Here is a 22,431-nt window from a genome sequence, read left to right on the forward strand (position 1 = left end):
GAAGCTTGACCCATGACCTTTGACGCCATTTTGTTCGACTGCGACGGCGTGCTCGTCGACAGCGAGCACATCACCAACGGCGTGCTGCGCACCATGCTCAACGAGGCGGGCTGGGCCATCACGCACGACGAATGCATGGCCTACTTCATCGGCCGCACGGTGCGCAGCGCCACGGCCCGCATCGAGGCCGAGACCGGCAAGCCCCTGACCGACGAGTGGATGGCCAGCTTCTACGCCCGGCGCAATGCCGAGCTGGACCAGCGCCTGGTCGCCATCGAGCACATCCACCCCGCCATCGAGCGCGTGCACGCCCACCATGGCGGGCGCATCGCCTGTGCCTCGGGGGCCGACCGCTTCAAGGTGGAGATGCAATTGGTCAAGGTGGGGCTCATGCCCTACTTCGAGGGCCGCATCTTCAGCGGCCACGAGATGCCCCACACCAAGCCCGCGCCCGATGTGTACCTGGCTGCGGCCGCCGCGCTGCAGGCCGACCCCACGCGCTGCGCGGTGGTGGAGGACACGACCATCGGGGTGACCGCCGGCGCGGCCGCTGGCGCCACGGTGTTCGCCTATGACCCCCTGGGGGTGGGCGAGCAGGCCCTGCGCGCGGCCGGCGCCTCGCAGGTGTTCCGCAGCATGTCCGAGCTGCCGGCCCTGCTGGGCTGCTGAAGCCGGCGCCATGACCCGCCGCGTCGATGCCTACAGCCTGCGCCTGTTCGCCGCGGTGGCGCAGGAGGGCTCCATCGTGCGCGCTGCCACGCGCGAGCACATCGCGCCCTCGGCCCTGAGCCGCCGCCTGGCCGACCTGGAGCATGCCTTCGGCACGCCGCTGCTGGTGCGTTCGCCGCGCGGCGTCCAGCTGACCGAGGCGGGCCACCTGGTGTTCGAGCGCGGGTTGCAGATCGACCAGGGGCTGCAGCAACTGGCGCGCGAGGTGCAGTCGCTCGACGGCCGGGTGGCCGGCACGGTGCGCGTGGCGGCCAATACCTCGGCCGTGGTGGGCTTTCTGCCCGAGCGGCTCAAGGCCCTGCTGGCCGCGCACCCGGCGCTGCATGTCTCGCTGCAGGAGCTGGACACGCCCGACGTGGTGCGCAGCTGCCTGGACGACAGGGCCGATGTGGGCGTGGGGGTGCGCATGGACGTGCCCGCCGGCATGGAGCGCTGGCACTTCGCCAGTGACCCGCTGCTGGTGGTGCTGCCGCGCGGCCATGCGCTCGCCAGGCGCAGTGGGCTCGGTTTCGACCAGGTGCTGCAGTGGCCGCTGATCGGCGTGCGCGCGGGCGGCTCGCTCGACCGCTTCGTGCATGCCCAGGCCCTGGCTGCCGGGCGCAGCCTGCAGATGGCCGTCTCGGTGGGCAGCTTCGACGCCGTGTGCCGCATGGTCGAGGCGGGCCTCGGGATCGCCATCGTGCCGCAGAGCGCGGCGGCCGCCTATGCGGGCAGCCGGCACTTTGTGCGCCGCCCGCTGCAGGAGGACTGGGCCGCGCGCGAGTTGTGCCTGTATGCGCTGCGCAAGACCCCGCGTCTGCGTTCGGTGCAGGCCGTCATCGACGCCTGGTCCGAGCCTGCGGGATAACCCGGATCGCTAGTTTTGCGAGACCCCCTGTGCTGTATGGGCGCTTGGCCTGCGCGGGGCAGCGGCCGATCATACAGGCATGCAAGCCGATGCCAGCACAGTCCGCTTCGACGGACGGATCCTCTTTCTCAGCCAGAGCGCCGATCGGGTGCGCAGGCAGCTTGGTGGCGAGGCGCTCACACCGGCACAGGCCGGCGCGCTGCGCGACGATGTCTCCACCGATGAGATCACGCCGCTGCCCATCCTGACCCATTTCGACGCACAACTGGGCCGCTACCCTTACACCGGCTTTCGGGTGGACGACTGCCTGCCCATCGCGGTCGATGCGGTGCGCCAGGGCGGCTTCGAGGTCACGGTGGCCGGCAAGCGCTACGGCAAGGGCTCCTCGCGCGAGCACAGCCCTGCGGCGGAGAAGTTCGCCGGCGTGCGCCTGGTGGTGGCAGAGAGTTTCGAGCGCATCTACCGCCAGAATGCCGACAACATCGGCCTGTTCACGTCCACCGATTTCGGCTTGGTCGAGCGCATCCAGCGCGGCGAGGCCATTGCCATCGAGGAACTGGTGGCGGGCCGCGATGCGCTGGCTGCGGCCATTCTGCGCAGCGGCGGGCTGCTGCGCTTTGGCCAGCGCTTCATGCGGGATGTGGCGCCAGCGGCCGAGGTGGGGCAGGGCGCCGGCACGCCGCGCACCCTGTTCGAGAAGATCGTCGCGCGCCATGCCCTGGCCACGGAGCTGACCGCAGCCCATGCGGCGCCGGGCGAAGGGGCCTTTGTGCGCGCTGACTGGCGCTTCATCCACGAGTACTACACCGGCATGGCGGCGCACATGCTCGATGCCGAGTTCGGTGCCGGGTTGGCGCTGCAGGGGCCCGAGTCCATCGTGGTGTTCGAGGACCACACCTCCTACGTGCACGAGAGCGCCACCCATGTGCGTGCCGGCCTGGTGCCCAACGTGCTCGCCATGTGTGCGGCGCAGCGCGCCTTCGCCAAGCGCTTCGGCCTGCGCATGCACCGCACGCTGACCGAGGAGGAGGCCCTGCTCGACGATGGCCGCAACGTCGCCGGCATCTCGCACGCCATGGTGGCCGAGCACTATGCGCTGCCCGGCCAGGTGGTGGTGGGCACCGACTCGCACACCCCGCACAGCGGCGCGCTGGGCTGCGTGGCCTTTGGTGTGGGCACGACGGACATGGCCAATGCCTTTGTGACCGGGGCGGTGCGGCTTACGGTGCCCGAGTCGCTGCGCATCGTGCTCGACGGTGCAGTGCCCGCGGGCGTGACCGCCAAGGACATCGTGCTGCACCTGCTGGCGCTGCCCGCCATCCGCGCGGGCGCAGGCCTGGGCAAGGTGTTCGAATTTGGCGGCCCGGCCGTGGCCGGCCTGTCCACCGACGAGCGTGCCACCCTGACCAACATGACGGCCGAGCTCGGCGGCTTCACCGGTATCGTGGCGCCAGATGCCGAGACCGTGCGCTTTCTGCGCGAGCGGCGCGGTGTGGACTTCCGCATCGAGCCCTGGATGCACAGCGACCCCGGTGCGCGGTATGCGCAAACCCTCACCGTGGTCTGCGCGGCCCTCACGCCCATGCTGGCGCGCCCGGGCGATCCGGGCAATGGCCTGCCGCTGGCCGAACTGGACGGGCCCGTGAAGGTACAAATTGCCTACGGGGGCTCGTGCACCGCGGGCAAGCGCGAGGATTTCGACCTCTACCACGGCGTGCTGCAGTGGGCCGTGCAGCGCGGCCTGCGTGTGGCGCCACACGTGCAGCTGTTCCTGCAGTTCGGCACCTCGGCCGTGCGCGACTACTGCGTGGCCCGCGGTTACATGCCGGTGTTCGAGCAGGTGGGCGCGCGCATGCTGCAGCCCTCGTGCGGGGCCTGCGGCAACTGCGGGCCGGGCTCGTCCACCTCGGCGGACCAAGTCACGGTGAGCGCCATCAACCGCAACTTTCCAGGCCGGGGCGGCCCGGGCCAGGTCTGGCTGGCCAGCCCCCCCACGGTGGTGGCCAGCGCGATCGCAGGGGAGCTGCTGTCCTTTGCCGACCTGAAAGCACGGCATCCCTGAGAAAACATAACGACAGGAGACAAACGATGCATTCCTTGAACTTGGCATCCCGGGGCCGGCGGGCCTTGCTGCTGGCTACCTTGGCCGCGGGTAGCCTGGCCCACGCACAGGGCGACAAGCCCGTGCGCGTGATCGTGCCGCTGACCACGGGCTCGACCGTGGACACGCTGGCCCGCGCACTCTCGCCGCCGCTGGCGCGTGCGCTGGGCCAGCCGGTGGTGGTGGAGAACATCGCGGGCGCGGGCGGTGTTTCGGGCACGGCGCAGCTGGTGCGCGCGCCCAAGGACGGGCAGACCCTGGCGCTGGTCTCGTCCAACCACGTGATCAACCCGGCCATCTACAAGAGCATGCCTTTCGACACGCTCAAGGACATCACGCCCATCACCGTGGTCGGCACGGTGCCGCTGGTGCTGGTGGCCACCAATGCGCTGCCGGTCAAGACCCTCAAGGAGCTGGTGGCCTATGCCAAGGCGAATCCCGCCAAGGTGGACTATGGCTCGGCCGGCAACGGCAGCGTGCTGCACCTGGCGGCCGAGCTGCTCAAGAGCGAAGGTGGCATCTTTCTCACGCACATCCCTTACAAGGGCACGGGGCCGCTGACCACGGACCTGATCGGCGGGCAGATCCACCTGGCCTTTCTGTCCGTCACGGCGGCGGCGCCGCATGTAAAGGCTGGGCGCCTGAAGGCGCTGGGCGTTTCCACCACGCAGCGCTCGCAGGTGCTGCCCGAGGTGCCCACCCTGGCCGAGGCGGGGCTGCCGGGCTACAGCTTCGATGCCTGGATCGCCCTGATCGGCCCGGCCGGCCTGCCCAAGCCCCTGGTGCAGAAGTTCTACCAGGACGTGAAGGCCACGCTGGCGCAAAAGGAAGTGCAGGACATCATGGCGGCACAAGGCATCGCCCCCGTGGGTTCCACCCCCGAGAGCGCCGAGCCCTTCTTCAAGGCCGAGCTGGCCAAGCATGCCGAGCTGGTGCGCCAGTCGGGTGCGGTGAAGGACTGATGCCCTGCATCGCGTTTCTGCCCGGTGAGGGCATCGGCCCCGAGGTGCTGGCCCAGGCGCGCGCGGTGCTCGAAGACCTGCGCGGGCCGGGCTTCGGCTTCGACGCAGTGGAGGTACCCGTAGGTGCGGTGGCCTGCGACGCCCATGGCCATCCCTTGCCACAGGCCACACTGGCGGCGGCCTGCGCGGCCGATGCCGTGCTCTTTGGCGCCGTGGGCGATCCGCGCCACGACCACCTGCCGCGCGCGCTGCGGCCCGAGCAGGCCATCCTGGGCCTGCGCCGGGGCCTGGGGCTGTATGCCAGCCTGCGCCATATCCGCATCGACGCGGCCACGGCCGTGCTGTCGCCGCTCAAGGCGTCGGTGGTGCAGGGCGTGGACCTGCTCGTCGTGCGCGAGCTCGATGGCGATGTGTACACCGCCACGCCCAAGGGGCAGCGCATCGCTGCAGAGGAGCCGTTTGCTGGCGACGCCGAGGGCTTCGACAGCATGCGCTACGCCGCGGGCGAGGTGCAGCGCGTGGCGCATGTGGCTTTCCGCGCGGCGCGCGCCCGGCGCGGCCAGCTGGCCAGTGTGGACAAGGCCAATGTGCTCGAAACCTCGCGCCTGTGGCGCCAGGTAGTGTCCGAAGTGGGGCGTGACCACTACCCCGACGTGCAACTGCGCCACTGGTACGCCGACAACGCGGCCATGGCCCTGGTGGCCAGCCCGCGCGATTTCGACGTGGTGCTGGCGGGCAACCTGTTCGGCGACATCCTCAGCGATGTGGCTTCGGTGCTCACGGGCTCCATCGGCCTGCCCGCAGCCGCGCTGCTGGGCGATGGCGAGCCGGGCCGCACGCGCGGCCTGTTCGAGGCCGGCCACGGCACGGCGCTCGACATCGCGGGCCAGGACCGCGCCAACCCCGTGGGCTGCATCCGTGCGGCAGCCTTGCTGCTGCGCCACGCCCTGGCACGGCCCGACCTGGCCGACCGGGTGGAGGCCGCAGTGCTGGCGGCCCTGGCCCAAGGCTGGCGTACGGCCGACATCGCCATCCCGGACACGCCGGCGCACCTGCGCGTGGGTACGCAGGCCATGGGGGACGCCATACGGCAGGCCTTGGCCCCGGCAGGAAACTGAGGCGTGTGCCACGCAGGAGGCTTCTCTTAAACTTCCGCGCAGGGAGGAAGAAGCTGTGACAACACTGCAGTTCGTCGTGCGTTGGGTGGGACTGGCCTTGGCGGTCGCGCTGGCCGGGTGTTCGTCCGTGCGGCCGTGGACCAACGAGCCCATGCCGCTTTCTGAGCAGGCGGTCACGCAGCGGCCTTCGCAGCGCGACCCGAGCATCCTGGTGGCGGTCACGCTTTCGGGCGGCGGGGCGCGGGCCGCCGCGTTCGGCTTCGGCGTGCTCACCGAGATGCAGAACACGGTGTTCGAATGGAACGGCCAGCGCACCACCTTGCTCGATGCCACCGACGTGGTCAGCGGGGTGTCGGGCGGCAGCATCGTGGCGGCCTACTATGCGGCGCATGGCATCGAGGGGCTGCCGCGCTTCGAGCATGAATTCCTTCGGCAGAACTTCCAGAACAGCCTGATCACCCAGGCCCTGCGCCCGGGCAACCTGGTGGACCTGACCTCGCCCTGGTTCGGCCGCACCCACCTGCTGGCGCGCCGGCTCGACGAGCTGTATGCCGGCAAGACCTTCGGCGATGTGGAAAAGCGCCCGCGCCACCCGCAGCTGTTCATCACCGCGACCGACATGTCGCTGGGCACGGGATTCGAGTTCACCTGGGAGCAGTTCGCGCTGATCTGCTCGGACCTGCGCTCGGTGCCGCTGTCCTTCGCGGTGGCGGCTTCGTCGGCCGTGCCCCTGCTGCTCAGCCCCATGACGCTCAAGAACCATGCGGACCAGTGCGCCACCCGTCCCGCCGCCACCCACCTGGCGCGCGCCACCGCCAGCGACTACCGCTCGCGCCTGTACCGTGTCAACGAGCAAAGCTACCTCGATGCCCGGCGCAAGCCCTATATCCACCTGGTCGATGGCGGATTGTCTGACAATCTGGGCCTGCAGCGCCTGCTGGACCGGGCGCTGGCCGGCGGCGGGCTGCGTGAGAGCTTCAGCGAGGTGGGCATCCCGCCGGGCAGCATCCGCAAGCTCGTGCTGATCACGGTGAATGCCGAGCGCGACCCCTCGTTCAACATCGACACCAGCGACAAGGTGCCCGACATGCTGCAGGTGGTCGATGCCCTGCTGTTCGGCACCGGCGCACGCGCCACGCGCGAGACGCAGGAGTACCTGCGCGACATCACCGCACAGTGGCGCAAGACCCTGGCGGAGCACCCGCACAGCGGTGGCGACGTGTTCGCGCCCAACGCCGAGATCCATGTGGTGCCGGTGAACCTGCGCGATTCGCCCGACGACGTGGCGCGACCGCGCCTGTTGCAGATCCCCACGGCCTTCTCCATCGAGCAGCACGAGGTCACGGACCTGATCGAGGCCGGCGGCAGTGTGCTGCGGCACTCGCCCGAGTTCCGTGCGCTGGTGCAATCGCTGCCGGTGTACCAGGCGCCGCAATAAACCGGTTCAGGGTCGGGTGTCTGGAGCGGGCGTGGTCGGTACGTCCTGCTCTTCGGCCGCCTCGATCTGCGCGGCCATGGCGCGCTGGTAGCCCGGGCGCTGCTGCAGGCGGTGCCAGTACAGCAGCGTGCGCTCGCCGAACTCGGGCGACAGGCCCAGGTGTTCGGCCAGCAGCAGGGCATAGCCCACGGAGACATCGGCCGCGGTGAAGCGCTCCGCACACAGGTACTCGCTGCGCGCCAGCGCCGATTCCACGGCGCGCAGGCGGGCCAGGAACCAGCGGCGGTAGTCCTCCACCACCTGGGGCTGCTGGCGCTCCCGGGGCTCGAAGCGGCCATAGCGCAGCACCAGGGTCTGCGGAAAGGTCAGCGTGGCCTCGCCCAGGTGCAGCCAATTCAGGTAGGCGCCGTAGGCCGGGTCCACGGGGCGCACGTCCAGCCCGGCGTCGGGGTGGGCGGCCGCCAGGTACTGGCAGATGGCAGCCGATTCGGTCATGCGCACATCGCCCTGCACGAGCAGGGGCACGGTGCCCAGCGGGTTCAGTTCGAGGAAGCTGCGCGCTTTCAGCCGGGGCGGAAAGGGCAGCATGTGCAGCGAGTACGGCAGCTGCAGTTCTTCCAGCATCCACAGGGGGCGGAACGAGCGCGCGCTGACGCAGTGGTACAGGTGGATCATCGGCATCGGGTTCAGTGTAGTCCCCGGCCGCGGCGGCCCGGGTTCACCACGCTGCCAGTGCGGTTGCAGATTACGCCGCCGTGCGGGCCAGGCGCCGGTATTCGGCAGGCGAGTGCCCCGTCCAGCCCTTGAAGGCGCGGATGAAGCTCTTTTCATTGACGAAGCCTGCGGCCTCGGCCACCTGCTTGATGGGGCGGTCGCTGCGGTGCAGCAGCTCCATGGCGCGGCCCTGGCGCACATCGTCCTTGAGGCCCTGCAAGGTGGCGCCTTCTTCTTTGAGCTGGCGGTGCAGGGTGCGCGGCGACACATGCAGCAGGTGGGCCAGCGACTCGGCACTGTGCGCGGCCAGCGCCTGGCCGGGGTGGCCCTGCACCGGGGCGCCCAGCAGCTGGCGCACGCGGGCCACCAGCAAGCGGTCGCGCCGGTACTGGAGCACGGTGAGCGGCAGCGCGTGCTGCAGCATCTGGCGCAGTGCAGCCTCGTCGCGCCGCAGGGGCAGGGCGAGGTAGCGTGCGTCGAAATGGATGGCCGTCTGCGGCGCGTGGAAGCGCACGGGCCCGCCCGGGAACAGCACGCCATAGGCCTCGGCATGCCGCGGCGGTGCAAAGGCGAATTCGGCTGCCAGCAGCGGCACGCGCGAATCCACCATCCAGCAGCCCAGGCCCAGGGCGTTGCGCAGCACCGAGACCAGGCAGAATTCGCGCAGCGAGCCCAGGTCGCGGTTCTCCACGATGGCCAGCGTGGCCGTGCTGTCGGCCTGGGTGAGGTGCAGCGTGATGTCGTCGGCCAGCAGGCCATGGTGGCGGCACCAGCGCTTGAGCGCCACGCCCAGGTCGGGCGAGCTGATGGAAGCGCGCGCCAGCATGCCGTAGCTGCCCCAGGGCAGGCGCCGGCCGAACCAGCCCAGGGCCTCGTCGTCGAGCTCGCGCATGGCGGCGCCCGAGACCTCCTCCATCTGCCAGGCGGTGATGCGGGCGCTCTCGTCGAACAGCAGGCCGGGCGCAATCTGTGCCTGGGCCAGCGCCCAGGCGGGGCTCATGCCGCGGCGCCTGTAAGCGAGTGCAATCGCCTGCACGAAGGCAATGGGGGTGGCGGCTGGCGCGGTCTTGGGGGCGGGCAGGCCCTCGGAGGGCACAGAGGCGGGGGATTTCACGGGTGCCAGTGTGCCCGAGGTGTGGCACGATTTGCAACCTTTGTGTCAAGCGGGGGCCGTGGCAGGCTCCTATGCTTGCATATCGCTCGCCATGCATTCCCTGTGCGGGAGCGCGACACGCAAGGAGACAAGAACATGGGTGCAGCCCTGCCTTCCACCGCCCCGCTGAGCACCAGCCTGGCCCTTGGCGCGACCGACGTGCCCTTGATCGAGCAGACCCTGGGCGATTTCTTCGATGCCATGGTGGCGCGCCAGCCCGAGCGCGAGGCCCTGGTCAGCGTGCACCAGGGGCGCCGCTACACCTACCGTAGCCTGCAGGCCGAGTCTCGGCGCCTGGCCAGTGCGCTGCTGGGACTGGGCCTGGTGCCCGGCGACCGCGTGGGCATCTGGTCGCACAACAATGCCGAATGGGTGCTGATGCAACTGGCCACGGCGCAGGTGGGCCTGGTGCTGGTCAACATCAACCCGGCCTACCGCACCTCCGAGGTGGAGTACGCGCTCAACAAGGTCGGCTGCCGGCTGCTGGTGAGCATGGCGCGCTTCAAGACCAGCGACTACCTGGGCATGCTGCGCGAGCTGGCGCCCGAATGGCAGCGCCAGCAGCCTGGCCGCCTGGGCGCGCTCAAGCTGCCGCACCTGCAGACCGTGGTGTGGATCGACGAGCCCGGCCAGGGCGCCGACGAGCCGGGCCTGCTGCGTTTTTCGGAATTGCTGGCACGTGGCGATGCGGCCGATGCGCGCGTGGCCGAGGTGGCGGCGGGCCTGAAGGCCACCGACCCCATCAACATCCAGTTCACGAGCGGCACCACGGGCTTTCCCAAGGGGGCCACGCTCACGCACCGCAACATCCTGAACAACGGCTTCTTCATCGGCGAGTGCATGCGCCTCACGCCCGAGGACCGGCTGTGCATCCCCGTGCCGCTGTACCACTGCTTCGGCATGGTGCTGGGCAACCTGGCCTGCTTCACGCACGGCGCCACCATCGTCTACCCCAACGACGGCTTTGACCCGCTCACCGTGCTGCAGACCGTGCAGGACGAGCGCTGCACCGGCCTGCATGGCGTGCCCACCATGTTCATCGCCGAGCTGGACCACCCGCGCTTTGCCGAGTTCGACCTGTCCACGCTGCGCACCGGCATCATGGCCGGCTCGCCCTGCCCGACCGAGGTGATGAAGCGCGTGGTGGAGCAGATGCACCTGTCCGAGATCACCATCGCCTACGGCATGACCGAGACCAGCCCCGTGAGCTGCCAGAGCAGCACCGGCACGCCGTTGGCCAAGCGCGTCTCCACCGTGGGCCAGGTGCAGCCGCACCTCGCGGTGAAGATCGTGAACCCCGAAACCGGCGAGACCGTGCCCGTGGGCGAGCGCGGCGAGTTCTGCACGCGCGGCTATTCGGTGATGCATGGCTACTGGGGCGACGAAGCCAAGACCCGCGAGGCCATCGACGCCGAGGGCTGGATGCACACCGGCGACCTGGCCACCATGGACGCCGAGGGCTACGTCAACATCGTGGGCCGCATCAAGGACATGGTGATCCGCGGCGGCGAGAACATCTACCCGCGCGAGATCGAGGAATTCCTCTACCGCCACCCGCAGGTGCAGGACGTGCAAGTGGTCGGTGTGCCCGACGCCAAATACGGCGAGGAGCTGTGCGCCTGGATCGTGGTCAAGCCCGGCCAGGAGCTGACCGAGGAGGCCGTGCGCGCCTTCTGCAAGGGCCAGATCGCCCACTACAAGGTGCCGCGCTACATCCGCTTCGTCACGGGCTTCCCGATGACGGTGACTGGCAAGATCCAGAAGTTCAGGATCCGCGACGAGATGAAGGACCAACTGGGCCTGGCCGAAGAAAAGACTGCTTGAAAGAGATCCGCTGCATGACCATCCTAGACACCCAACTGAACCCCCGCTCGGCCGACTTCCTGGCCAATGCGGCCGCCATGCGCACCCTGGTCGATGACCTGCGCAGCCACCTGGACAAGGTGGCCCAGGGCGGTGGTGAGGCCGCGCGCGCCAAGCACACGGCGCGCGGCAAGCTGCTGCCGCGCGAGCGCGTGCAGATGCTGCTGGACCCGGGCACGCCCTTTCTGGAGCTGGCGCCCCTGGCCGCGCTCAACATGTACAACAACGATGCGCCCAGCGCCGGCCTGATCGCCGGCATCGGCCGCGTGAGCGGCGTGGACTGCATGGTCGTGTGCAACGACGCCACGGTGAAGGGCGGCACCTACTACCCGCTCACGGTGAAGAAGCACCTGCGCGCGCAGGAAGTCGCGCAGCAGAACCACCTGACCTGCATCTACCTGGTGGACTCGGGCGGCGCCAACCTGCCCAACCAGGACGAGGTCTTCCCCGACCGCGAGCACTTCGGCCGCATCTTCTTCAACCAGGCCAACATGAGTGCCCTGGGCATCTCGCAGATCGCCGTGGTCATGGGCAGTTGCACGGCCGGCGGCGCCTACGTGCCGGCCATGAGCGACGAGTCCATCATCGTCAAGAACCAGGGCACCATCTTCCTGGGTGGCCCGCCGCTGGTGAAGGCCGCCACGGGCGAGGTGGTCACGGCCGAGGACCTGGGCGGTGGCGATGTGCACACCCGCCTGTCGGGCGTGGCCGACCACCTGGCGCAGAACGACCTGCATGCACTGCAGCTGGCACGCAATGCCGTGCGCAACCTCAACAAGGCCAAAGCGGCATCGCCGGCTGACAGCGCACCGCTGCCGCCGAAGTTCGCCAGTGACGAACTCTACGGCGTGATCCCCGTGGACACGCGCAAGCCCTTCGATGTGCGCGAGATCATCGCGCGCATCGTCGACGGCAGCGAGTTCGACGAGTTCAAGGCGCGCTACGGCACCACGCTGGTCACGGGCTTTGCGCGCATCGAGGGCATGGCCGTGGGCATCATCGCCAACAACGGCATTTTGTTCAGCGAGTCGGCCCTGAAGGGCGCGCACTTCATCGAGCTGTGCTGCCAGCGCAAGATCCCGCTGGTCTTCCTGCAGAACATCACCGGCTTCATGGTGGGCCGCAAGTACGAGAACGAGGGCATTGCGCGCAACGGCGCCAAGATGGTCACGGCCGTTGCCACGGCCAGCGTGCCCAAGTTCACCATCATCATCGGCGGCAGCTTTGGTGCCGGCAACTACGGCATGTGCGGCCGCGCCTACAGCCCGCGCTTTCTGTGGATGTGGCCCAACGCGCGCATCAGCGTCATGGGCGGCGAGCAGGCGGCCGGCGTGCTCGCCACCGTCAAGCGCGACGGCATCGAGGCCAAGGGCGGCCAGTGGAGCGCCGACGAAGAGGAGGCCTTCAAGGCCCCCATCCGCCGCCAGTACGAAGACCAGGGCCACCCCTACTACGCCACCGCACGCCTGTGGGACGACGGTGTGATCGACCCGGCCGACACGCGCCGCGTGCTGGCCCTGGGCCTGTCCGCCACGCGCAATGCGCCCATCGAAGACACCAAGTTCGGCCTCTTCCGCATGTAAGGACCGATTGCCATGGGAACGAACAACCTCACCGTCACCCGTGACGGCGTCGTGGCGCGCATCACGCTCACGCAGCCCGAGATCCGCAACGCCTTCAGCGATGAAGTCATCGCCGACATCACGGCCGCCTTCACCGAGGTGGGGGCGCGCGCCGAGGTGCGCGCCGTGGTGCTGGCGGCCGAGGGCCCGGCCTTCTGTGCCGGGGCCAACCTCAACTGGATGCGCCGCATGGCCGATTACACGCGCGACGAGAACGTGGCCGATGCCGGCAAGCTCGCCGAGATGCTGCGCGTGATCTACGAGTGCCCCAAACCCACCATTGCCCGTGTGCAGGGCGACGTGTACGCGGGCGGCGTGGGCCTGGTGGCCGCCTGCGACATGGCGGTGGCGGTGGACACGGCGGGCTTTTGCCTGAGCGAGGTGAAGCTGGGCCTGATTCCCGCGACCATCAGCCCCTATGTGATCCGCGCCATGGGCGCGCGCGCGGCGCACCGCTATTTCCTCACCGCCGAGCGCTTCTCGGCCGCCGAGGCGCTGCGCATCGGCTTCGTGCACGAGGTGGTGGCGGCCGACCCGGCCTTCGAGGCGCTCGATGCCAAGGTGGCCGAACTGCTCAAGGCGCTGACCAGCGCCAGCCCCGCGGCCGTGCGCGCCTGCAAGAAGCTGGTGATCGACGTGGCCGAGCGCGAGATCAACGCCGGCCTGATCGATGCCACGGTGCAGGGCATCGCCGACATCCGTGCCAGCGAGGAAGGCCGCGAAGGCGTGCAGTCCTTCCTGCAAAAGCGCAAGCCGGCCTGGCTGGCGGGCTGACCCCCACTACCCACAGGACTCCCCATGGACGCACTCTGGCTCAGCATCGTTCAGTGGCTGCACACCATCGGCCTGCATGTCGATGCCGGCACGGCGCGCGACGTGGCCGGTGGCGTGGCGCGCGCCACCCAGCAGCTCGACATGCCCGGTTTGCTGGCCCTGGCGGCCGCCCTGGGCTGGGCCAGCGGCGTGCGCCTGTATGCCGTGGTGTTCATGGTCGGCGCCATGGGCTGGGCCGGCTGGATGGCGCTGCCCCCAGGCCTGGCCGTGCTGCAAAGCCCCATGGTGCTGGCGGTCAGCGGCTGCATGCTGATGGTGGAGTTCTTCGCCGACAAGGTGCCCTGGTTCGACAGCCTGTGGGATGCCGTGCACGCCTTCATCCGCGTGCCTGCGGGCGCGCTGCTGGCTGCCGGCGTGTTCGGCGCCGACAGCGCCACCATGGGCGTGGTCGGTGGCCTCCTGGGCGGCTCGCTCGCCGCCACCTCGCTGGCCACCAAGATGACGGCGCGCGCCGCGGCCAACACCTCGCCCGAGCCGTTCTCCAACTGGGGCCTGTCCTTCCTGGAGGACGGCCTGGTGGTGGGCATGGTCTGGCTGGCCACCCAGTACCCGGTGGCCTTCGGCATCACCCTGGCGGTGGTGCTGCTGGTCTCGGTGCTGCTGCTGGTGGTGCTCTTCAAATTTCTGCGCGCCGTGCTGCGGCGCTTGTCCTCTCTTTTCTCTGGCCCTGCGAAGGCGGTTTGACTCCTATGTTTACAAAAATCCTGATTGCCAACCGCGGCGAGATCGCTTGCCGTGTCGCTGCCACTGCACGCCGCATGGGGGTGAAAACCGTGGCCGTTTACTCGGACGCCGATGCGGGCGCCAAGCATGTGGCGGTGTGCGACGAGGCCGTGCACATCGGCGGCAGCGCGCCCAAGGAAAGCTACCTGCAGTGGCAGCGCATCATCGACGCGGCCAAGGCCACCGGTGCGCAGGCCGTGCACCCGGGCTATGGCTTTCTGAGCGAGAACGAAGAGTTCGCCCAGGCTTGCGCCGATGCGGGGCTGGTCTTCATCGGCCCGCCACCCTCGGCCATCCAGGCCATGGGGCTCAAGGCCGAGTCCAAGCAGCTCATGGAAAAGGCCGGCGTGCCCCTGGTGCCCGGCTACCACGGTGCCGACCAGGACCCGGCCCTGCTGCAGCGCGAGGCCGACCGCATCGGCTACCCGGTGCTCATCAAGGCCAGCGCGGGCGGCGGTGGCAAGGGCATGCGCGCCGTGGAGTCGGCGGCCGAGTTCGCCGATGCCCTGGCCTCGTGCCAGCGCGAGGCCATCAACAGCTTTGGCGACGATGCGGTGCTGATCGAAAAGTACGTGCAGCGCCCGCGCCACATCGAGATCCAGGTGTTTGGCGACACGCAAGGCAACTATGTCTACCTGTTCGAGCGCGACTGCTCGGTGCAGCGCCGCCACCAGAAGGTGCTGGAGGAAGCGCCGGCCCCCGGCATGACCGAGGCCATGCGCCAGCAGATGGGCAACGCCGCCGTGGCCGCCGCGCGCGCCGTGAACTACGTGGGCGCGGGCACGGTGGAATTCATCGTTGAGCAGCGGGCCGACGGCAGCATGAACTTCTTCTTCATGGAGATGAACACCCGCCTGCAGGTGGAACACCCCGTGACCGAGGCCATCACCGGCCAAGACCTGGTGGAGTGGCAGCTGCGCGTGGCCTCGGGCGAACCCCTGCCGCTGGCACAGGACCAGTTGCGCATCAGCGGCCATGCGATTGAGGCGCGCATCTGCGCCGAGAACCCCGACAACAACTTCCTGCCCGCCACCGGCGCGCTGCATGTCTACGGCCTGCCGGCCCACGTGGCCTTTGAGCGTGGCACCGTGCGAGTGGACTCGGGCGTGCGCCAGGGCGACGCCATCAGCCCGTTCTACGACTCCATGGTGGCCAAGCTCATCGTGCACGGCGACACGCGCGAGCAGGCACTGGCCCGCCTGGACGAGGCCCTGGCCCAGACCCATATCGTGGGTCTGTCCACGAATGTGCAGTTCTTGCGCCGCGTTGCGCGCACCGATTCGTTCGCCAAAGCCCAGCTCGACACCGCACTGATCCCGCGCGAGCAGGCCGTGCTGTTCAAGCGCGAGGACGTGGGCCTGCCGCTGGCGGCGGCCAGTGCCGTGGCGCAGACCCTGCTGCGCGAGCGCGCAGAAGAAGGCGTCGATCCGTTCAGCCGCCGCGATGGCTTCCATTCGCATGGCCTGGTGCAGCGCCGCTTCGAGTTCGAGTTTGGCGGCGAGCATGCCAAGGCCTGGCTGACCTATGAGCGCGGCGGCAGCCTCACGCTGGCGGTGGGCGAGGGCGATGCCCAGGTAGCCGGCCCCCTGGTGTTCACCGCCGTGGGCGATGCCATCGACCTGCAGTTCGCCGGCCAGCGCACGCGCGCCTCTGTCTACGCCCAGGGCGAGATGGACCATGTGTTCACGCCCGCAGGCGCCACGCAGATCGTGGCCATCGACCTGCTGGCCCACTCCGGCGAGGCAGCGTCCGAAGGCGGGCGCCTCACGGCCCCCATGCCGGGCAAGGTCGTGTCGTTCGCCGTCAAGGCCGGTGACAAGGTCGCCAAGGGCCAGGCCCTGGCCGTGATGGAGGCCATGAAGATGGAGCACACCATTGCCGCCCCGGTGGACGGCGTGGTGCAGGAGCTGCTGTACGCGCCGGGCGACCAGGTGACCGAGGGCGCCGAACTGCTCAAGCTCGCCGCCGCCGCGTGACAGCGCAGGGCCGGCAGTCGCGGTAACCTTGCAGCATGAACATCACCTTTTGCTGTACCGATACCAAGGCCGAGCCCTGGCTCCAGGGCCTGCAGGCGGCCCTGCCCGATGCCACCATTTCCGTCTGGCAACCGGGCGCGCCCCAGGCCGACTACGCCGTCGTCTGGGCCCCGCCCCAGCAGTTCGTGGACGAACAAGCAGCGCTCCAGGCGCTGTTCAACATCGGCGCGGGCGTGGATGCATTGCTCAAGCTGCGCCTGCCTGCGGGCATGCGCGTGGTGCGTCTGGACGATGCCGGCATGGCCGTGCAGATGGCCGAGTACGTGTGCCACGCCGTGATCCGCCACTTCCGTGAGTTTGACGCCTACGAGGCCGACATGCAGGCTGGCCGCTGGGGCTACCGCAAGCCGCGCCTGCGCAGCGAGTTCCGGGTCGGTGTGATGGGGCTCGGCGTGCTGGGCGAACGCGTGGCGCGCGCGCTCACGCAGTTCGACTTCCCGGTCAATGGCTGGAGCCGCTCGCCCAAGGCCATCGAGGGCGTGCGCGGGTACAGTGGTACCGACGGGTTCCACGACTTCCTGGCTGCCAGCCGCGTGCTGGTGAACCTGCTGCCACTCACGCCCGATACCCAGGACATCATGAACCGCGAGACCCTCTCGCGCCTGCAGCCGGGTGCCTATGTGGTCAACGTGGCGCGCGGAGCACACCTGGTGGAAGAAGACCTGCTGGCCCTCATCGACAGCGGCCATGTGGCCGGCGCCACGCTCGACGTGTTCCGCCAGGAGCCCTTGCCCGCCGGCCATCCCTTCTGGAACCACCCGCGCATCGTGGCCACGCCGCACACCTCCGCGCGCACGTTGCGCGAGGAGAGCATTGCGCAGATTGCGCGCAAGATGCTTGCGCTGCAGCGCGGCGAGCCGGTCGCCGGCGTGGTGGACCCCGGGCGTGGATATTGAAATGAAACACCCCCTGAGTTGCTTCGCGCCTTCCCCCTCTCTCATATTGCTTCGCAATCTGGGAGGGGGACGCCCCCGGTGCGGCGGGGCGGCCCTTGCACGGGGGCACTGGCCTTGGTCGTGCCAGTTGCATGCGATGCGGGTGGCGCGCAGCGCTATGGGCAACTGAAATGGCCTCTACTTTCTCGCTTCGCCATTTCCTCGGCCTGCTGGGCTGGGTCTTGCTCGTCCCTGGGGCCCTGACAGCCCTGGGCGCAGCCTGGCTGCTGGCCTCCAGCCTGAACCTGGTGGGCGACATGCGTTCGGCCCCGGGGCGTGTCGTGGCCTTGGTGCCGGGCACGTCGGGCACGATGGGCCGCACGGCCCATGGCAGCCAGAGCATGGTGGAGTTCACCACCCATGAAGGCCAGACCCTGCGCGTCACCGATCCCGTGCTGCGGCGCCTGCAGGCCCAGCATTCTGTCGGTGAATCCGTCACGGTCCGCTATCCGTCCCGGGACCCCTCGCAGGCCGAGATCGGCAGCTCCCGCTGGATCAAAGGCCTGATCGGTGTCGGCCTGTTGCTGGCCGGACTGGTCGGCATGGCCGTGGGCGGACTGCTGCTGCGCTTTCGGCCCAGGCCGGCGATGGCCGCCCCCGGGGCCTGAACACCTCTTCCCATTGGAGACATCCCCATGAGCATCCCTTCCCGAGTCAAACTCGTCGACGTGGGCCCGCGCGACGGACTGCAGAACGAGAAATCCCCCGTGCCCGCCGAAATCAAGATCGGCCTGGTGCACCGCCTGCAGGACGCGGGGTTGAAGAACATAGAGGTCACGAGCTATGTCTCGCCCAAGTGGGTGCCGCAGATGGCCGACAACCACGAGGTCATGTCCGGCATTGCGCGCCAGGCGGGCATCGTCTACTCGGTGCTCACGCCCAACCTCAAGGGCTACGAGGCGGCGGTGCTCGACAAGCCCGATGAGATCGTGGTGTTCGGCTCGGCCAGCGAGGCCTTCAGCCAGAAGAACATCAACTGCTCCATTGCCGAGAGCATCGAGCGCTTCGCACCCGTGGTGGAGGCCGCGCGCGCGGCCGGCATCCATGTGCGCGGCGCCATGAGCTGCACCGTGGGCTGCCCTTATGAGGGCGAGATCGCACCCGAGCGCGTGGCCTACCTGGCCGGGCTGATGAAGGGCATCGGCGTGCAGCACGTGGGCGTGGCCGACACCATCGGCGTGGGCACGCCGCGCAAGGTGCAGCGCGCCATGGAGGCCACGCTGCAGCACTACGGCATCGACGATGTCTCGGGCCACTTCCACGACACCTACGGCCAGGCCCTGGCCAACACCCTGGCCACGCTGGAGATGGGCGTGTGGCAGTACGACACATCGGTCGCGGGCCTGGGCGGCTGCCCCTATGCCAAGGGCGCCACGGGCAATGTGGCCACCGAGGACGTGGTCTACATGCTGCAGGGCATGGGCATCGACACCGGCATCGACCTCGACAAGCTCATCGATGCGGGCGCCTACATCAGCGATTTCCTGGTGCGCAAGCCCAACTCGCGCGCGGCCAATGCGCTGATCACCAAGCGCGCGGGCTGACCCCCCGGGGCGAAAGCCCGACAATGGCGCACCTGGGGCTGCAAGGTGCGGCCCCACCATGACCAGTGCGGGATTTTGGATATGTGCGGAGCGGAACTGAAGAACTTGCCGGAAGGCGTGCAACGGGTGGCAGCGGCGCTGCAGGCGCAGGGCCATCCCCACATGCCGCAGATGCTCGACGATGCGGCGCGCACGGCGCAGCAGGCGGCCGATGCGCTGGGCATTCTCGTCGGCCAGGTGGCCAAGAGCATCATCTTCCGGCGCAAGAGCGACGATGTGGCCGTGTTGGTCGTGACCTCGGGCGACCGGCGTGTGGACGAGAAGAAGGTCGAGGCCCATGTGGGCAAGGTCGGCCGCGCCGATGCCGAGTTCGTCAAGGCGCGCACCGGCTTTTCCATCGGCGGCGTGTCGCCGCTGGCGCATGCCACGCCGCCCGTCACCCTGATCGACCGCGACCTGCTGCGCTTCGATGTGGTGTGGGCTGCGGCCGGGCATCCGCACAGCGTGTTCCCGCTGCACCCGAACGACCTCACGCGCCTGACAGGCGCGCCCGTGGTGGACGTGGTGCAGGAGCCTGCTCCACCGGCTGCCGCATGAACCCTGTCGAGTTGCTGGCCGAACGCGCCCGCCAGATTGGTGCGGCCGGGCACTTCGATGCCGGCAGCGCGGATCCCGTGCCCTCGCCCTGCATCTCGGTGTGCCGCATGTCCCCCGACCGCAGCCACTGCGAAGGCTGCTTTCGCACGCTCGATGACATCCGCATCTGGAGCACTGCCGACAGCACCGTGCGCCGCGCCATCTGGGCGCAGCTGCTGGACCGTGCAGGCATCGTCGTCCACCCCGAGGCATCGCCATGAAACGCATCACCTTCTACCTGGACTTCATCTCACCCTATGCCTGGCTGGCCTTCGAGCGCCTGCCCGAGGTGCTCGAAGGGCTGAGCTACAGCGTGGCCTACAAGCCCGTGCTGCTGGGTGCCCTGCTGGCCCAGCATGCCAACCCGGGCCCGGCCGGCATCGCCCCCAAGCGCGACTGGACCTACCGCCATGTGACCTGGCTCGGCCATGCCCACGGCATTGCCCTGCAGATGCCGGCGCGTCACCCGTTCAACCCGCTGCCGCTGCTGCGCCAGGCGCTGGCCTGCAGCGACGATGGCCACATCAACCGCTACGTGGCCGGCACCGTGCTGCGCCATGTGTGGCAGGGCGGGCAGGACGCTCTGGACCCCGCACGCATGGCCGATCTGGCCGCCGCCCTGGCGGAGCAATTGCGGCCCGGCCAGGACATCGCCAGCGAGGGCCCCAAGGCCCTGCTGCGCGCCAACACCGAGGCCGCGCAGGCGGCGGGCGTGTTCGGTGTGCCGGCCTTCGAGGTGGACGGCAAGCTGTTCTGGGGGCTCGACGGCCTGCCCATGCTGCGCGCTTACCTTGATGGTGATGCGTGGTTCGACGGGCCCGGCTGGGACGGGGTGAGCGCTGTGCCGTCGGGCCTGGCAGCCAAGGGCTGACATCCCCTTTTTGCGCGGGTCTGTGCGCCAAAAATCTGCCGCTTTCGCCTGGGCGCCGGAGGGGGCTTCCTGACGGCGCACCCACCGACCTGTTGGGGTAAACACCAGCAGGTGCGCGTGCCTTCTCGCATCCTGAAAGCGGCCCCAAGGGTTTCACCCTAAGTTGTCAGAGCGCGGTCAGTTTGGTGCAAGGCCGTGTTGGTTTCGCGTCAGAGCGTGGTCAGTGCCATCTCCAAGAATGTGGGCAGCCGTACCAGAGGTGCGGTCTGAATACATCACACAGGAGACAAACCATGGCAACCCATCCCGCACCGCGGCCGATGACCGCCGAAGAGAAGAAGGTGATCTTCGCTTCGTCGCTCGGTACCGTTTTCGAGTGGTACGACTTTTACCTCTACGGCTCGCTGGCAGCCATCATCGCCAAGCAGTTCTTCAGCGGTCTGGATGCGGGCGCGGCCTTCATCTTCGCGCTGCTGGCGTTTGCGGCGGGCTTCCTGGTGCGGCCCTTCGGTGCCATCGTGTTCGGCCGCCTGGGCGACATGATCGGGCGCAAGTACACCTTCCTGGTCACCATTTTGATCATGGGCCTGGCGACCTTCATCGTCGGCCTGCTGCCCAGCTACGCCACCATCGGCGTGGCGGCGCCCATCATCCTGATCGCGCTGCGCATGCTGCAGGGCCTGGCGCTGGGCGGTGAGTACGGCGGTGCCGCCACCTACGTGGCCGAGCATGCCCCGCACGGCAAGCGCGGTGCCTACACCTCCTGGATCCAGACCACGGCCACGCTGGGCCTGTTCCTGAGCCTGCTGGTGATCCTGGGCGTGCGCCTGAGCCTGGGCGAAGCCGTGTTCCAGGACTGGGGCTGGCGCATTCCGTTCCTGGTGTCCATCCTGCTGCTGGGCATCTCGGTCTGGATCCGCCTGTCGCTGTCGGAATCGCCTGCCTTCCAGAAGATGAAGGCCGAGGGCAAGACCTCCAAGGCCCCCCTGTCCGAGTCCTTCGGCCAGTGGAAGAACCTGAAGATCGTGATCCTGGCGCTGGTGGGCCTGACCGCCGGCCAGGCCGTGGTCTGGTACTCGGGCCAGTTCTACGCGCTGTTCTTCCTGACGCAGCAGCTCAAGGTGGACAACACCACCGCCAACCTGCTGATCGCCGCCTCCCTGCTGATCGGTACGCCCTTCTTCGTGGTGTTCGGTGCGCTCTCCGACAAGATCGGCCGCAAGCCCATCATCATGGCCGGCTGCCTGCTGGCCGTGGTGACCTACTTCCCCGTCTTCAAGGCACTGACCGAAGCCGCCAACCCCGACCTGGCCAAGGCCCAGGCCACGGCCGGCGTGGTGGTGACTGCCGACCCTGCCTCGTGCTCCTTCCAGGGCAACCCGGTGGCACGTGAGATCGACTTCCGCAGCTCCTGCGATATCGCCAAGCGTTACCTGGTGCAGAACTCGGTGAGCTACGACAACGTGGCCGGCCCTGCAGGCTCCAAGGCCGTGGTCAAGATCGGCAGCAAGACGATCGAGGCCCCCACCGGCAATGTGGTGAACCTGAAGTTCGACGAAGCATCGGCCAAGTCCATCGCTGCCTTCAAGAAGGAAGTGACAGAAGAGCTGAAGCTCGCTGGCTACCCTGCCAAGGCCGACCCCGCCAAGACCAACAAGGTGCTCGTGGTGGTGCTGCTGGTCTGGCTGGTGCTGCTGGTGACCATGGTCTATGGCCCCATCGCCGCCATGCTGGTGGAAATGTTCCCGACCCGCATCCGCTACACCTCGATGAGCCTGCCCTACCACATCGGCAACGGCTGGTTCGGTGGCTTGCTGCCCACCACGGCCTTCGCCATCGTGGCCCAGACCGGCAACATGTACAACGGCCTGTGGTACCCCATCATCATCGCGGGCATGACCCTGGTGATCGGCACGCTGTTCATCCGCGAGACCAAGGACGTGGACATCTACGCCAACGACTGACGGCGTCAGACGGCTGCGACCAGTGCCTGCCCCCGCAGGCACTGTGTTCCAGAAAAAGGCCTCGCAGCTGCCATGCGGAGCTGCGAGGCCTTTTTGTTGAACAAGCAGACCCCCTATCCCCATCCAATATTCAGGAGACTTGAGCCATGTGGAAGATCGTTGTCGGATTCGTACTGTTTGCGGCCCTGTCGCTGTTTGTCATCATGAAGGCCGGTGACAAGGTGGACATGGGTGGCGAACAGCATGGCGGCGACTCCCTGCACGTGCCCGCCGCCCCTGCATCCGGAGCCAGCGCAGCGCATTGAAAAAAGCACCCCCTGAGTCGCTTCGCGCCTTCCCCC

21 protein-coding genes are annotated in these 22,431 nt (G+C 68.7%); 19 read left to right on the forward strand and 2 right to left on the reverse strand.

Going from position 1 to position 22,431, the window contains the following annotated elements; genetic code table 11:
• Nucleotides 1-12 precede the first annotated feature (12 nt).
• The 6 genes from HNP48_RS11765 to HNP48_RS11790 all read left to right on the forward strand — a co-directional run bounded on the left by HNP48_RS11765 (nt 13) and on the right by HNP48_RS11790 (nt 7,195).
• Nucleotides 13-669, forward strand: a complete 657-nt coding sequence (locus HNP48_RS11765; protein WP_184857129.1) for an HAD family phosphatase — start codon at nt 13-15, stop codon at nt 667-669.
• Nucleotides 670-679: 10 nt separating this feature from the next.
• Entirely contained in the window at nt 680-1,576 is an 897-nt protein-coding gene (locus tag HNP48_RS11770; protein WP_184857130.1) for a LysR family transcriptional regulator, read from the forward strand.
• A gap of 79 nt (nt 1,577-1,655) precedes the next feature.
• The gene (locus HNP48_RS11775; RefSeq protein ID WP_184857131.1) at nt 1,656-3,638 is read left to right on the forward strand and encodes an aconitase family protein; all 1,983 of its coding nucleotides are present in this window, start codon (nt 1,656-1,658) and stop codon (nt 3,636-3,638) included.
• 26 nt (nt 3,639-3,664) lie between these two features.
• A complete protein-coding gene (locus HNP48_RS11780) occupies nt 3,665-4,639 on the forward strand; it encodes a tripartite tricarboxylate transporter substrate binding protein (RefSeq protein WP_184857132.1) in 975 nt (324 codons plus the stop codon).
• Complete coding sequence (gene leuB, locus HNP48_RS11785) at nt 4,639-5,757, forward strand: 3-isopropylmalate dehydrogenase (RefSeq protein WP_409362552.1); 1,119 nt, start codon at nt 4,639-4,641, stop codon at nt 5,755-5,757. Before HNP48_RS11780 ends, leuB begins: the two co-directional genes overlap by 1 nt.
• A 55-nt stretch (nt 5,758-5,812) precedes the next feature.
• Nucleotides 5,813-7,195 (forward strand): patatin-like phospholipase family protein, encoded by a 1,383-nt coding sequence (locus HNP48_RS11790; RefSeq protein WP_184857133.1) that lies wholly within the window; start codon nt 5,813-5,815, stop codon nt 7,193-7,195.
• Between the two features lie 6 nt (nt 7,196-7,201).
• Here HNP48_RS11790 and HNP48_RS11795 read toward each other — a convergent pair whose 3' ends face one another.
• Nucleotides 7,202-7,870: a glutathione S-transferase family protein gene (locus HNP48_RS11795; protein ID WP_184857864.1), complete on the reverse strand. Its 669-nt coding sequence runs from the start codon at nt 7,868-7,870 to the stop codon at nt 7,202-7,204.
• A 70-nt stretch (nt 7,871-7,940) separates the two neighbouring features.
• Entirely contained in the window at nt 7,941-9,023 is a 1,083-nt protein-coding gene (locus tag HNP48_RS11800; protein ID WP_184857134.1) for an AraC family transcriptional regulator, read from the reverse strand.
• A gap of 135 nt (nt 9,024-9,158) precedes the next feature.
• On the opposite strand from HNP48_RS11800, the gene HNP48_RS11805 reads away from it, so the two are divergent.
• The 13 genes from HNP48_RS11805 to HNP48_RS11865 all read left to right on the forward strand — a co-directional run bounded on the left by HNP48_RS11805 (nt 9,159) and on the right by HNP48_RS11865 (nt 22,395).
• On the forward strand, nt 9,159-10,886 hold the full coding sequence (locus HNP48_RS11805; RefSeq protein WP_184857135.1) for an AMP-binding protein: 1,728 nt from the start codon (nt 9,159-9,161) through the stop codon (nt 10,884-10,886).
• A gap of 14 nt (nt 10,887-10,900) precedes the next feature.
• On the forward strand, nt 10,901-12,508 hold the full coding sequence (locus HNP48_RS11810) for a carboxyl transferase domain-containing protein (RefSeq protein ID WP_184857136.1): 1,608 nt from the start codon (nt 10,901-10,903) through the stop codon (nt 12,506-12,508).
• Between the two features lie 12 nt (nt 12,509-12,520).
• Nucleotides 12,521-13,321 (forward strand): enoyl-CoA hydratase/isomerase family protein, encoded by an 801-nt coding sequence (locus HNP48_RS11815; protein WP_184857137.1) that lies wholly within the window; start codon nt 12,521-12,523, stop codon nt 13,319-13,321.
• Between the two features lie 24 nt (nt 13,322-13,345).
• The gene (locus HNP48_RS11820; protein ID WP_184857138.1) at nt 13,346-14,065 is read left to right on the forward strand and encodes a DUF4126 domain-containing protein; all 720 of its coding nucleotides are present in this window, start codon (nt 13,346-13,348) and stop codon (nt 14,063-14,065) included.
• Nucleotides 14,066-14,070: 5 nt separating this feature from the next.
• A complete protein-coding gene (locus HNP48_RS11825) occupies nt 14,071-16,080 on the forward strand; it encodes an acetyl/propionyl/methylcrotonyl-CoA carboxylase subunit alpha (protein WP_184857139.1) in 2,010 nt (669 codons plus the stop codon).
• Nucleotides 16,081-16,115: 35 nt separating this feature from the next.
• The gene (locus HNP48_RS11830; protein ID WP_184857140.1) at nt 16,116-17,036 is read left to right on the forward strand and encodes a glyoxylate/hydroxypyruvate reductase A; all 921 of its coding nucleotides are present in this window, start codon (nt 16,116-16,118) and stop codon (nt 17,034-17,036) included.
• 170 nt (nt 17,037-17,206) lie between these two features.
• Nucleotides 17,207-17,683, forward strand: coding sequence for a DUF3592 domain-containing protein (locus HNP48_RS11835; RefSeq protein WP_184857141.1), 477 nt, complete (start codon nt 17,207-17,209; stop codon nt 17,681-17,683).
• Between the two features lie 27 nt (nt 17,684-17,710).
• The gene (locus tag HNP48_RS11840; RefSeq protein ID WP_184857142.1) at nt 17,711-18,619 is read left to right on the forward strand and encodes a hydroxymethylglutaryl-CoA lyase; all 909 of its coding nucleotides are present in this window, start codon (nt 17,711-17,713) and stop codon (nt 18,617-18,619) included.
• 81 nt (nt 18,620-18,700) lie between these two features.
• Entirely contained in the window at nt 18,701-19,216 is a 516-nt protein-coding gene (locus HNP48_RS11845) for a YbaK/EbsC family protein (protein ID WP_184857143.1), read from the forward strand.
• Nucleotides 19,213-19,476 carry a DUF1289 domain-containing protein gene (locus tag HNP48_RS11850; protein ID WP_184857144.1) on the forward strand — a complete coding sequence of 88 codons (264 nt, stop codon included), beginning with the start codon at nt 19,213-19,215 and terminating at the stop codon, nt 19,474-19,476. Before HNP48_RS11845 ends, HNP48_RS11850 begins: the two co-directional genes overlap by 4 nt.
• Nucleotides 19,473-20,126: a 2-hydroxychromene-2-carboxylate isomerase gene (locus tag HNP48_RS11855; RefSeq protein ID WP_184857145.1), complete on the forward strand. Its 654-nt coding sequence runs from the start codon at nt 19,473-19,475 to the stop codon at nt 20,124-20,126. Before HNP48_RS11850 ends, HNP48_RS11855 begins: the two co-directional genes overlap by 4 nt.
• 293 nt (nt 20,127-20,419) lie before the next feature.
• Nucleotides 20,420-22,090 carry an MFS transporter gene (locus HNP48_RS11860; RefSeq protein WP_184857146.1) on the forward strand — a complete coding sequence of 557 codons (1,671 nt, stop codon included), beginning with the start codon at nt 20,420-20,422 and terminating at the stop codon, nt 22,088-22,090.
• A 146-nt stretch (nt 22,091-22,236) separates the two neighbouring features.
• Nucleotides 22,237-22,395: a hypothetical protein gene (locus HNP48_RS11865; RefSeq protein ID WP_007858372.1), complete on the forward strand. Its 159-nt coding sequence runs from the start codon at nt 22,237-22,239 to the stop codon at nt 22,393-22,395.
• Nucleotides 22,396-22,431 lie beyond the last annotated feature (36 nt).

Source organism: Acidovorax soli, assembly GCF_014207955.1.
Lineage (GTDB): Bacteria > Pseudomonadota > Gammaproteobacteria > Burkholderiales > Burkholderiaceae_C > Acidovorax > Acidovorax soli_A.

Excerpts from the sequence above, each read along its gene's own strand:
- HNP48_RS11765 (WP_184857129.1), top strand. The coding sequence starts at position 13 with ATGACCTTTGACGCCATTTTGTTCGACTGCGACGGCGTGCTCGTCGAC.
- HNP48_RS11770 (WP_184857130.1), top strand. The coding sequence starts at position 680 with ATGACCCGCCGCGTCGATGCCTACAGCCTGCGCCTGTTCGCCGCGGTG.
- HNP48_RS11775 (WP_184857131.1), top strand. The coding sequence starts at position 1,656 with ATGCAAGCCGATGCCAGCACAGTCCGCTTCGACGGACGGATCCTCTTT.
- HNP48_RS11780 (WP_184857132.1), top strand. The coding sequence starts at position 3,665 with ATGCATTCCTTGAACTTGGCATCCCGGGGCCGGCGGGCCTTGCTGCTG.
- leuB (WP_409362552.1), top strand. The coding sequence starts at position 4,639 with ATGCCCTGCATCGCGTTTCTGCCCGGTGAGGGCATCGGCCCCGAGGTG.
- HNP48_RS11795 (WP_184857864.1), bottom strand. The coding sequence starts at position 7,870 with ATGATCCACCTGTACCACTGCGTCAGCGCGCGCTCGTTCCGCCCCCTG.
- HNP48_RS11805 (WP_184857135.1), top strand. The coding sequence starts at position 9,159 with ATGGGTGCAGCCCTGCCTTCCACCGCCCCGCTGAGCACCAGCCTGGCC.
- HNP48_RS11810 (WP_184857136.1), top strand. The coding sequence starts at position 10,901 with ATGACCATCCTAGACACCCAACTGAACCCCCGCTCGGCCGACTTCCTG.
- HNP48_RS11815 (WP_184857137.1), top strand. The coding sequence starts at position 12,521 with ATGGGAACGAACAACCTCACCGTCACCCGTGACGGCGTCGTGGCGCGC.
- HNP48_RS11820 (WP_184857138.1), top strand. The coding sequence starts at position 13,346 with ATGGACGCACTCTGGCTCAGCATCGTTCAGTGGCTGCACACCATCGGC.
- HNP48_RS11825 (WP_184857139.1), top strand. The coding sequence starts at position 14,071 with ATGTTTACAAAAATCCTGATTGCCAACCGCGGCGAGATCGCTTGCCGT.
- HNP48_RS11830 (WP_184857140.1), top strand. The coding sequence starts at position 16,116 with ATGAACATCACCTTTTGCTGTACCGATACCAAGGCCGAGCCCTGGCTC.
- HNP48_RS11835 (WP_184857141.1), top strand. The coding sequence starts at position 17,207 with ATGGCCTCTACTTTCTCGCTTCGCCATTTCCTCGGCCTGCTGGGCTGG.
- HNP48_RS11840 (WP_184857142.1), top strand. The coding sequence starts at position 17,711 with ATGAGCATCCCTTCCCGAGTCAAACTCGTCGACGTGGGCCCGCGCGAC.
- HNP48_RS11845 (WP_184857143.1), top strand. The coding sequence starts at position 18,701 with ATGTGCGGAGCGGAACTGAAGAACTTGCCGGAAGGCGTGCAACGGGTG.
- HNP48_RS11850 (WP_184857144.1), top strand. The coding sequence starts at position 19,213 with ATGAACCCTGTCGAGTTGCTGGCCGAACGCGCCCGCCAGATTGGTGCG.
- HNP48_RS11855 (WP_184857145.1), top strand. The coding sequence starts at position 19,473 with ATGAAACGCATCACCTTCTACCTGGACTTCATCTCACCCTATGCCTGG.
- HNP48_RS11860 (WP_184857146.1), top strand. The coding sequence starts at position 20,420 with ATGGCAACCCATCCCGCACCGCGGCCGATGACCGCCGAAGAGAAGAAG.
- HNP48_RS11865 (WP_007858372.1), top strand. The coding sequence starts at position 22,237 with ATGTGGAAGATCGTTGTCGGATTCGTACTGTTTGCGGCCCTGTCGCTG.